The organism is Tepidimonas sp. (assembly GCF_036824975.1).
GTDB lineage: Bacteria > Pseudomonadota > Gammaproteobacteria > Burkholderiales > Burkholderiaceae_C > Tepidimonas.
The window spans coordinates 43734-53537 of the sequence record NZ_DAISZC010000004.1; the positions used below are offsets into that span (position 1 = coordinate 43734).

Sequence of the window (9804 nt, forward strand, 5' to 3'; positions counted from 1 at the left end):
GACCACCTCAGTTCTTGAACGGGAAACGGAAACCGGCGAGCAGCGCCTTGCACTCCTCATCGGTCTTGGCCGTCGTCGTGATGCTAATATTGAGCCCACGCACCGCATCGACCTTGTCGTACTCGATTTCGGGGAAAATAATCTGTTCTTTGACCCCGATGTTGTAGTTGCCACGCCCGTCGAAAGCGCGCGCCGAGATGCCGCGGAAGTCGCGCACGCGCGGCAGCGCGATGGTGACGAAGCGGTCGAGAAACTCGTACATGCGCGCACCGCGCAGCGTGACCATGCAGCCGATGGGCTGACCTTCGCGGATCTTGAAGCCGGCAATCGCCTTGCGGGCACGCGTGACCACGGGCTTTTGGCCAGCGATCTTGGTCAGATCGGCAACGGCGTTTTCCAGCACCTTCTTGTCGGCCACCGCCTCACCCACACCCATGTTGAGCGTGATTTTGGTGATGCGCGGCACCTCCATGACGGACCGGTAGCCGAATTGCGCCTTCAGCGCGGGAGCGATCTTGTCGCGGTAGAGCTGTTGGAAGCGTGCCATGGTCATGCCACCTTGATTTCTTCGCCGCTGGACTTGTAGACGCGCACCTTCTTGCCATCGGCCAGCACCTTGATACCGACGCGGTCGGCCTTGCCGGTGGCGGGGTTGTAGATGGCGACGTTGGATTGGTGGATCGGCAGGGTTTTCTCGACGATGCCACCAGGCACACCCTTGAGCGGATTGGGGCGCACGTGCTTTTTGACCACGTTGACGCCTTCGACCACGACGCGCTGCTCATCGGCACGGCGCAGCACGCGGCCGCGCTTGCCCTTGTCGCGCCCCGCGATGACGATGACTTCGTCGCCTGTACGGATCTTGTTCATGACGGTACCTCAGAGAACTTCGGGCGCCAGGGACACGATCTTCATGAAGCGCTCGGTGCGCAGCTCACGCGTGACCGGGCCGAAGATGCGGGTGCCGATCGGCTCCAGCTTGTTGTTGAGCAGCACGGCCGCATTGCCGTCGAACTTGATGAGCGCGCCGTCCGGACGACGGATACCTTTGGCCGTGCGCACCACGACCGCGTTGTAGACCTCGCCCTTTTTGACGCGGCCGCGCGGCGCAGCCTCCTTGATGCTGACCTTGATGATGTCGCCCACGCTGGCGTAGCGGCGCTTGGAGCCGCCCAGCACCTTGATGCACATCACGGACTTAGCACCCGTGTTGTCAGCAACATCGAGTCGAGTTTGCGTTTGGATCATGATTGTGTCGTCCCAACTTGATTCCCAGGGCCACCATGGCCGAGGCGATCAGTCTTGGGCCCGTCGTTGCCGGCGCAGCGACTGCAGCCTTGCTGCGCCCCATGCTGGGCGCGCTGCACTGCCACAGGACACTGCCCGTGCTTCGGTGGGCAGATGGCTTCACCCTATCGGGCGAAGCTCATCATTGTGACACGTTGCATCCCGCGTGTCAACACCTAGTGCTCCACGGCGACAACGGGGGCACACAGCGCCTGTTTAGCGGCACGACGACGGGGTTGCGGCGGGGCAGCGCACGGCCTGCGTACAATGGACACCATGCCCCGTCGCTACCTGCGCCCGGTTTATGGCATCCCGCTGCGCCTGCGGGGCGCGCGCGGACGCAGTGACCCGCGACGCCGGGCACGATACGCCGCCCCCACGGCGCGCCCGTGATGATGAGCGGCGTCGCCCCCCCTCCCACCGAAGAGTCCACACCGGACAGCGGCACCGGGCGCGCCAGCGGCCCACAGCGCGCGCTGCGCCGCCTGGGGCTGGCGCGGCCCATCGACCTGGCGCTGCACCTGCCGCTACGGTACGAAGACCTGACGCGCGTGCGCACACTCACCGATGCGCGCGATGGCGACGAGGCGCTGATCGAGGGCGAGGTGATCGTGCGCGAAGTACAGACCCGCCCGCGGCGGCAGCTGCTGGCCACGCTGGCCGTGACCGGCGGCGGGCGCTGCACGCTGCGCTTTTTCACGTTTTACCCGTCGCACCTGCAGGCGCTCGCCCCGGGGGCGCGGGTGCGCGCCCACGGCGAGTTGCGCGGCGGCTGGGCCGGCTGGACCATGGTACATCCGCGGCTGCTCAAGCCCGATGCCCCGCTGCCGACGGGACTGACCCCGGTGTACCCGACCACGGCGGGGCTGCCGCAAGCCTACTTGCGAGCGGCCGTGACGCGCGCGCTGGCCCAGGCCGATTTGAGCGAGACTATCCCCCCCGAAGCGCTGGCACAGCTGCCCGGCGGCAGCGGCACCGCTTGGACGCTGCAGGCGGCACTGGCGTTCCTGCACCAGCCGCCCCCAGACGTCGCACCGCAACGGCTACAGGATCGCCGCCACCCGGCCTGGACACGGCTCAAGGCGGAGGAGCTGCTGGCCCAGCAGCTGGCACAGGAACAGGCGCGCCGCCAGCGCCACGCCCGCCGCGCGCCCGTGTTGCGCGCACACCCTGACGGGCTGCCAGCACGACTGCAGCAGGCCCTGCCGTTTGCGCTCACCGGAGCGCAGCAGCGCGCCGTGGCCGAAGTGGCGGCCGATCTGGCCCGCCCGACCCCGATGCACCGCCTGCTGCAGGGCGACGTGGGCAGCGGCAAGACAGTGGTGGCGGCGCTGGCGGCGGCGCACGTCATCGATGCCGGCTGGCAATGCGCGCTGATGGCTCCCACCGAGATCCTGGCCGAGCAGCATTTCGGCAAGCTGGCGCAGTGGCTGGAGCCGCTGCTGGCGCCCTTGGGTCGGCGGGTGGTGTGGCTAACCGGCAGTCAGCGGCGCGCCGAACGGGCGGCGGCACTGGCGGCCATCGCCTGCGGTGAGGCGGCGCTGGTGGTGGGCACGCATGCCGTCATCCAGCAGCGCGTGGCCTTTGCCCGGCTGGGTCTGGCGATCGTCGACGAGCAGCACCGCTTTGGCGTAGCGCAGCGGCTGGCACTGCGCCACAAGGCAGGCGCGCAGGCGGTCGAGCCCCATCTGCTGATGATGAGCGCCACGCCCATTCCGCGCACGCTGGCCATGACGTTGTACGCGGACGTGGACGTCTCGACACTGGATGAGCTGCCGCCCGGGCGCACCCCGGTGGTGACCAAGCTGATCAGCGCGCAGCGCCGCGGCGAGGTGATCGCGCGCATCCGCGCCCAGGCAGCGCAGGGACGCCAGGTGTACTGGGTGTGCCCGCTGATCGAAGACAGCGAGGCGCTGGATTTGCGCGCGGCTACCGCTACCCATGCCGAGCTGCAGGCGGCGCTGGAGGGGGCGTGCGACCCCCAGGGGCGCCCGCTGCGCGCCGGGCTGCTGCACGCCCGTCTGCCGGCCGCCGACAAGCAAGCCATCATGGGGGCCTTTGCGCGCGGCGAGCTGGCGGTACTGGTCAGCACCACGGTCATTGAGGTCGGCGTGGACGTGCCCAACGCCTCGCTGATGGTGATCGAGCACGCCGAGCGCTTCGGCCTGAGCCAGCTGCATCAGCTGCGCGGGCGCGTCGGGCGCGGCACGGTGGCGTCGGTGTGCTTGCTGCTGTACAGCCCGGGCGAGTCTGGCCGCTTGAGTGACGGTGCGCGCGAGCGCCTGCGCGCGATGGTCGAAACCCATAACGGCTTTGAGATCGCGCGCCGTGACCTGGCGCTGCGCGGCCCGGGCGAGTTTTTGGGCGCGCGCCAGTCGGGCACGCCCCTGTGGCGCTTCGCCGAGCTCGACCGCGACGAACCGCTGATCGAGTGGGCGCGCCGCTGGGCACCCCGGTTGTGGCAGCACCACCCGCAGCTGGCGCAGCGGCACGTTCAGCGCTGGCTGGGCGGAAAATTGGACTATCTGAAGGCTTGAGCCGATAATCGAACGCGTGCCGACGGGCGGTGGGTTGGGTCTCATCGGCCCGTTCGTAGTTCGTGCCGCGATCACCATGACCCTGACCGAACTCAAATACGTCGTTGCCGTGGCGCGCGAGCGCCATTTCGGCCGCGCCGCCGAAGCCTGCTTCGTCTCGCAGCCGACGCTGTCGGTGGCGATCAAGAAGCTCGAGGAGGAGCTCGATGTCAAGATCTTCGAGCGCAGCGCCAGCGAGGTCACCGTCACGCCGCTGGGGCAGGAGATCGTGCGCCAAGCGCAGGTGGTGCTGGAGCAAGCCGCCGCCATCAAAGAAATCGCCAAGCGGGGTAAAGATCCACTGGCGGCTCCCCTGCGCCTGGGGCTCATCTACACCATCGCGCCGTACCTGCTGCCAGATCTGGTCAAGCAGGTCATCGAGCGCGCGCGCCAGATGCCGCTGATCCTGCAGGAAAACTTCACCGCCCGGCTGCTGGAGCAGCTGCGGGTGGGCGAGATCGACGCCGCCATCCTGGCCGAGCCGTTCCCCGACACCAACCTGGCGGTGGCGCCGCTGTATGACGAGCCGTTCGTGGCGGTGCTGCCGGCCAGCCACCCGCTGGCGGCGCGCGAGGCGGTCAGTATCGACGAGCTCAAGCGCGAGACCATGCTGCTGCTGGGCGCCGGGCATTGCTTTCGCGACCACGTGTTGCAGGTGTGCCCCGAGTTCGCGCGCCTGTCGGACAGTGCCGAGGGCATCCAGAAAAGCTTCGAGGGCTCGTCGTTGGAGACCATCAAGCACATGGTGGCCGCTGGCATGGGGGTGACGCTGGTGCCGCGGCTGGCGGTGCCGCGCGGGGCGCTGGATGCCGCCACGCGCGAAGCGGTGGCGGCCAGTCTGGGCGGCGACGCTCAACACCTGCGCTATGTGCCCATCACCGGTGAGCCGCCGACGCGGCGGGTGGTGCTGGTGTGGCGGCGCAGCTTCACCCGCTACGAAGCCATCGCCGCGTTGCGCAATGCCGTCTACGCGTGCGAGCTGCCGGGCTGTCAGCGCCTGACGTGACGCCGGCGCCTCGGGAGACTGGAGCGAGGAACGCCATGCTCATGACCGCAGGCAGGCATCCGGCGACGCGGATGGCTGCGCCACGCTCGCCCCTGGCGGGCGGTGGGCTGCGGCTTGCTGTCGTGTCTGACCGGAGAATGAATCGCTGATGTCTGCACAGCTGCCTCTTACTCGTCCCCCTGCGCTGTCGCCCTGGCGCCAGCGCTGGCGGCTGTACCTGGACCTGATCCGCTGGGACCGCCCGGCCGGCTGGCTGCTGCTGCTGTGGCCTACCCTGTCGGCCCTGTGGCTGGCTGCGGGCGGCTGGCCCGGCTGGCACCTGCTGGCGGTGTTCGTGCTGGGCACCATCCTGATGCGCAGTGCGGGCTGCTGCGTCAACGACGTGGCCGATCGGGACTTCGACCGCCACGTCGAGCGCACCGCGCAGCGGCCGGTGACCTGCGGCCGCATCACGCCACGCGAGGCACTGGCCGTAGGCGCGGTGCTGGCGCTGCTGGCGTTTGCACTCGTGCTGACCACACGGCGCGAAGCGGTGGCATGGTCCTTCGCGGCGCTGGGCGTGGCGGTGTTCTATCCCTACACCAAGCGCTTCTTTGCCATGCCGCAGGCGGTGCTGGGCGTAGCTTTCAGCTTTGGCATCCCGATGGCGTTTGCCGCGGTGCAGGGCGAGGTGCCAGCGCTGGCGTGGGGCCTGCTGCTAGCCAATGCATTCTGGGTGCTGGCCTACGACACCGAATACGCGATGGTGGACCGCAACGACGACTTGCGCATCGGCATTCGCACCTCGGCCATCACGCTGGGGCGGTGGGACGTGGCCGCGGTGCTGGTGTTTTACGCGCTGCACCTGCTGCTGTGGGCGGCGCTGCTGTGGCCGCTCGCCGGTGGACCGTGGTTCGCTGCGGGTCTGCTGGCCGCCGCCCTGCAAGTGCTGTGGCACGCACGGCTGATCCGCGACCGCTCGCGCGCCGGCTGCTTCCGCGCTTTTCGACTCAACCACTGGCTGGGGGCCAGCTTGTTTGCCGGGCTGGCGCTGCAGCTGGCCTCGCGCTGACGCCGCGGCATCGGCGCTCAGGCTGGGCCGACCGTATCGGCCCCGAACTGCTCGCCCAGCTCCCGGGCGCGGTGGTGCGCTGCCGCAATGGCCGCCACGAACGCGTCGCGCACGCCGCGCTCGTGCAGCACCGCCAGCGCCGCCGCGGTAGTCCCCCCTTTAGAGGTGACGCGCTCCCGCAACACCTGCGGCGGCTCGCCACTGTGCGCGGCCAAATACGCGGCGCCGTCGAATGTGGCCAGCGCCAGCTCCAGCGCCACCGCGGGCGGCAGCCCCAGCGCCACCCCGGCGTCGCGCATCGCCTCCAGCACGTAGAACACGTACGCCGGCCCCGAACCCGACAGTGCCGTCACCGCGTCCAGCGCCGCCTCGTCCTCCACCCACAACCAACGGCCGGTGCCGGCGATGAGCGCCTGCGCCCGCGCGCGATCGTCGGCGCCGACCGCAGGCAACGCGTACAGCGCCGTCATGCCGCGGCCTACCAGCGCCGGCGTGTTGGGCATGGTGCGCACGATGCGGGCAGTGCCCAGCCACGCCTGCATGGCAGCACAGCGAATGCCGGCGGCGACGCTGATCTGCAACGCCGCGCTGACGTAGGGCGCGGCGGCCAGCGCCGCGTCGCGAAAGGTTTGCGGCTTGACCGCCCACACCACCAGTGCCGCCTCGGCCAGCGCAGGGTCGGGCGCTGCCAGCACACGCACCCCCCACTGCTGCTGCAGGCGGGCGCGCACGTCGGCGTTGGGGTCAACCACCATCACGTCGGCCGGGCGCCCTCCTGCAGCCATCAGCCCGCCCAGCAAAGCGCCGGCCATGTTGCCGCCACCGATGAACGCAAGACGCACGCCGCTGAGTGCTTGAGACGGGGCCGGGGAAGTGGGGGACGGGGTCGTCGTCATGGGAGCTATTGTGCGCGATGACGCGCCCTTCGCGCGGCTCCTCGTGTCGATCTCTGCACGCGTGCCCTCGCGCCGATGCCCGCCGACAGTGGACAGCGTGGCGATTGCCCCCCTCGGATGTCGAACAGGACGCCGCTGTTCGTGCGCCGCGGCGACCCCATCCGAGCTGTGCGATCTTCGACCATGACGCCGTCCCGCCTGCCACCCGGCCCCACGCCCCACCACACGGCCGACGCCGATTTCGAAACCATCTTTGAGTTGGCTCCGGTGTCGCTGTGGCTGGAAGATTTCAGCGCTCTGCGCGCGCTGTTCGAGCGCTGGCGCACCGAAGGCGTGACCGACCTGGCGGCTCACCTCGCAGCCGACCCCGAACGCATCGCCGCCTGTATGCGCTGCCTGCGCGTGCTGCGCGTGAACCAGCGCACACTGACACTGTTCAGGGCGCCTGACCAGATGACGTTGTGCGAACGCCTGGGCGAGGTCTTTCGCGACGACATGCGCGACAACGTGGTGCGTGAACTGCTGGCGCTGTGGCATGGCGCCTCTCTGGTGGAAAACCAGACCGTCAACTATGCGCTCGATGGTCAGCGGCTGGACGTGCTGGTGCGCATTCGTATCCTGCCTGGGCATGAGCACACCTGGGACCGCGTGCTGGTGTCGCTGGAAGACATGACCGCGCGGGTGCGCGCCGAATCGAACTTGAGCGCCAGCGAGCGCTATGCGCGCGATCTGTTCGAGCGCTCGCCGGTTTCGCTATGGGTGGAAGATTTCTCTGCCGTCAAAACGCTGCTGGACGAGGTGCGCGCCAGCGGGATCGACGACTTCACGGTTTTCCTGAAGGTGCACCCGGAATTCATCGATCGCTGCCTGCAAGAAATCCGCGTCATCGACGTCAACCGACAGACACTGACGCTCTTCGGCGCCTCCGACAAGGCGACCCTGCTGGCCCGTCTGCACGAAATATTCCGCGACGAAATGCGCGAGTCGTTCGCCGAGCAGCTGCGCGATCTGTGGGCTGGACACTACACGCAGGAGCGCGAGGTGGTCAACTACTCGCTCAAAGGCGATCCGCTGCACCTGCACATGCAGTTCGCCATCTTGGAGGACCGACTGCAGCGTTGGGACTTGGTGCTGGTGTCGCTGGTGGACATCACGGCGCGCAAGAAGGCCGAGGCGTATCTGGAATATCTGGGCAAGCACGACGTGCTGACACGGCTGCGCAACCGCGCTTTCTTCAACGAGGAACTGGCGCGCTTGGCGCGCAAGGGGCCGTTTCCCGTGGCGGTGCTGGCGATCGACGTCAACGGCTTGAAGCTGGCCAACGATGAGTTGGGTCATGGCGCTGGGGACGCCCTGCTGCGCCGCGCCGGCGAGGTGCTGACCAAAGCGGTCGACCCGCCTGGGGTGGCGGCACGCATTGGTGGCGACGAATTCGTGGTACTGTTGCCCGGTTGCGACGAGGCGGCCGCCCACGATGTGCAGGCACAGATCCAGCAGGTGCTGGAACTCAACAACCAGTTCTATCCCGGGCGCACGCTGTCGTTGTCGATGGGCCTGGCGGTGTGTCCGGCGGGTGGCTCACTGGAAGCCGCGCTGCAAGCGGCCGACCGCGCCATGTACGGCGACAAGGTGCGCTTTTACGAACAACACCCGCCAGCACGGCGGCGCAGTGACGCACCCTGCCGCCCCTGAACGACGCCGCCGGCGCCAAGCACCATGCTCCGACCCCGATAGCCCCTCTCCTCCTGCGGGAGATGGCGCACGGCGCGACAGGTTTGCGAGGTGCGGCCGGAGCCGGTTCACTGACGGGGTGGCGGGTCGCTGGGGTCGGCCAAGCACACGCGGTCACGGCCGGCGCGTTTGGCGCGGTACAGCGCCGCGTCGGCGCGCGCCAAACACGCTTGCCACGACTCGCCGGGCTGGTGCGTCGCTAAGCCCGCCGAGAAGGTGACCGGCGTGTCGCCCGCCCGCACCCGCTGACGCACCATCTGCCGCAACCGCTCCAGCACCGCGGCGGCCGCCTCGGCTTCGCCAGGCGCGAGCCAGAGCACGAACTCCTCGCCGCCCAACCGATACAGGCGGTCGGTCTTGCGCAGGACGGCCGACATCACCGCCGCCACGTCGCGCAGCACGGCGTCGCCGACATCGTGGCCGTGGTGGTCGTTGATGGACTTGAAGTGGTCCAGATCGAGCACGGCCAGCGCCCCGGCCGAGCGTGCGCCGCCGAAGGCCTGCGCACACTCCACCTCCATCAGACGCCGGTTGCCCACGCCAGTCAGTGGGTCCAGCAGACTGAGCGCCTGCCAGCGCCCTATGCGCCGATGCGCCTGCTGCGACACCATGAAGCCCAGCACGCCGGTGAGCACATTGGTGATGACGAAAAACGGCAAGCCCTCGGTGCCACCCAGCTCCTGCCACGACAGCGCCGCTGCCCCCGCCACCGCCGTCACCCCCAGCGTGATGGCGGCCAAAGGCGGCACCAGGAAAAACAGCATCAGTACGCCGGGGTAGACCCAAAACAACGCCGCAAACTGCGCGGACACGCCGATGGCCCAGATGCCGCCGACCACGCATACCGCCATGATCCAGCCCGGCACCCGAGTCTGGCGCGTGCGCCAGGCGTAGATCGCCGCGCCGCCCAACACCACGGTGAGGATGGCGTCGTTGGCCATGGCGATCCAGTTGCCCTGCAGGGCGCGCCAGACGGCAAACGGCGCCAACCACAGCGCGGCCACGACGCCACCCAAGGTGATCACGGCCAGCGTGTAATCTTGCTGCAATGCATCCCGCCAGTGCAGGTGGGGTACGTCGGTTCCGGAGACAGCGGGCGGGTTCATCGGTGGCATGGGTCTCCTCGTTTGGCGGCGCCAGCGGCTCACGGATTGGAATGCACGCCTAGACTTTTCCTTCCCTTTGGGCTGCATTCTGCACCAAAGCGCGGTTTTGCGAACGACCGTTCGCGCCGGAGCGCTGCATCCCGCGCTTGGC

General features: G+C 68.8%; 9 protein-coding genes. 4 read left to right on the top strand and 5 right to left on the bottom strand.

The annotated features are described in order from the left end of the window. Nucleotides 1–7: 7 nt before the first annotated feature. From rplE to rplN, 3 genes are read right to left on the bottom strand one after another with little or no spacing between them, the layout of a single operon-like run. On the bottom strand, nucleotides 8–547 hold the full coding sequence (gene rplE, locus V7Z54_RS01205; RefSeq protein WP_334133743.1) for a 50S ribosomal protein L5: 540 nt from the start codon (nucleotides 545–547) through the stop codon (nucleotides 8–10). Nucleotides 548–549: 2 nt separating this feature from the next. Then, complete coding sequence (rplX, locus tag V7Z54_RS01210; protein ID WP_334133744.1) at nucleotides 550–870, bottom strand: 50S ribosomal protein L24; 321 nt, start codon at nucleotides 868–870, stop codon at nucleotides 550–552. Between the two features lie 9 nt (nucleotides 871–879). Beyond that, nucleotides 880–1248, bottom strand: coding sequence for a 50S ribosomal protein L14 (rplN, locus tag V7Z54_RS01215; protein WP_043700216.1), 369 nt, complete (start codon nucleotides 1246–1248; stop codon nucleotides 880–882). Nucleotides 1249–1682: 434 nt separating this feature from the next. Here rplN and recG point away from each other — a divergent pair, with 434 nt between their 5' ends. The 3 genes from recG to ubiA all read left to right on the top strand — a co-directional run bounded on the left by recG (nucleotide 1683) and on the right by ubiA (nucleotide 5920). Then, on the top strand, nucleotides 1683–3824 hold the full coding sequence (gene recG / locus V7Z54_RS01220) for an ATP-dependent DNA helicase RecG (RefSeq protein WP_334133756.1): 2142 nt from the start codon (nucleotides 1683–1685) through the stop codon (nucleotides 3822–3824). 76 nt (nucleotides 3825–3900) lie between these two features. After that, the gene (locus tag V7Z54_RS01225; RefSeq protein ID WP_334133746.1) at nucleotides 3901–4869 is read left to right on the top strand and encodes a hydrogen peroxide-inducible genes activator; all 969 of its coding nucleotides are present in this window, start codon (nucleotides 3901–3903) and stop codon (nucleotides 4867–4869) included. Nucleotides 4870–5017: 148 nt separating this feature from the next. Further along, nucleotides 5018–5920, top strand: coding sequence for a 4-hydroxybenzoate octaprenyltransferase (gene ubiA / locus V7Z54_RS01230; RefSeq protein WP_334133748.1), 903 nt, complete (start codon nucleotides 5018–5020; stop codon nucleotides 5918–5920). 17 nt (nucleotides 5921–5937) lie between these two features. Here the strand turns inward: ubiA and proC are convergent, their stop codons facing one another. After that, nucleotides 5938–6816 (bottom strand): pyrroline-5-carboxylate reductase, encoded by an 879-nt coding sequence (gene proC, locus V7Z54_RS01235; protein WP_334133749.1) that lies wholly within the window; start codon nucleotides 6814–6816, stop codon nucleotides 5938–5940. A gap of 183 nt (nucleotides 6817–6999) precedes the next feature. Between proC and V7Z54_RS01240 the strand changes: the two genes are divergently transcribed. Further along, the gene (locus V7Z54_RS01240) at nucleotides 7000–8508 is read left to right on the top strand and encodes a sensor domain-containing diguanylate cyclase (protein ID WP_334133750.1); all 1509 of its coding nucleotides are present in this window, start codon (nucleotides 7000–7002) and stop codon (nucleotides 8506–8508) included. A gap of 107 nt (nucleotides 8509–8615) precedes the next feature. Here V7Z54_RS01240 and V7Z54_RS01245 read toward each other — a convergent pair whose 3' ends face one another. Next, nucleotides 8616–9653, bottom strand: a complete 1038-nt coding sequence (locus tag V7Z54_RS01245) for a GGDEF domain-containing protein (RefSeq protein ID WP_334133751.1) — start codon at nucleotides 9651–9653, stop codon at nucleotides 8616–8618. Between the last annotated feature and the right edge of the window lie 151 nt (nucleotides 9654–9804).

What these genes read in the sequence shown, in the direction of transcription:
- rplX (WP_334133744.1), bottom strand. Translation starts at nt 870, where the DNA reads ATGAACAAGATCCGTACAGGCGACGAAGTCATCGTCATCGCGGGGCGC.
- V7Z54_RS01240 (WP_334133750.1), top strand. Translation starts at nt 7,000, where the DNA reads ATGACGCCGTCCCGCCTGCCACCCGGCCCCACGCCCCACCACACGGCC.
- rplE (WP_334133743.1), bottom strand. Translation starts at nt 547, where the DNA reads ATGGCACGCTTCCAACAGCTCTACCGCGACAAGATCGCTCCCGCGCTG.
- proC (WP_334133749.1), bottom strand. Translation starts at nt 6,816, where the DNA reads ATGACGACGACCCCGTCCCCCACTTCCCCGGCCCCGTCTCAAGCACTC.
- ubiA (WP_334133748.1), top strand. Translation starts at nt 5,018, where the DNA reads ATGTCTGCACAGCTGCCTCTTACTCGTCCCCCTGCGCTGTCGCCCTGG.
- V7Z54_RS01245 (WP_334133751.1), bottom strand. Translation starts at nt 9,653, where the DNA reads ATGAACCCGCCCGCTGTCTCCGGAACCGACGTACCCCACCTGCACTGG.
- recG (WP_334133756.1), top strand. Translation starts at nt 1,683, where the DNA reads ATGAGCGGCGTCGCCCCCCCTCCCACCGAAGAGTCCACACCGGACAGC.
- V7Z54_RS01225 (WP_334133746.1), top strand. Translation starts at nt 3,901, where the DNA reads ATGACCCTGACCGAACTCAAATACGTCGTTGCCGTGGCGCGCGAGCGC.
- rplN (WP_043700216.1), bottom strand. Translation starts at nt 1,248, where the DNA reads ATGATCCAAACGCAAACTCGACTCGATGTTGCTGACAACACGGGTGCT.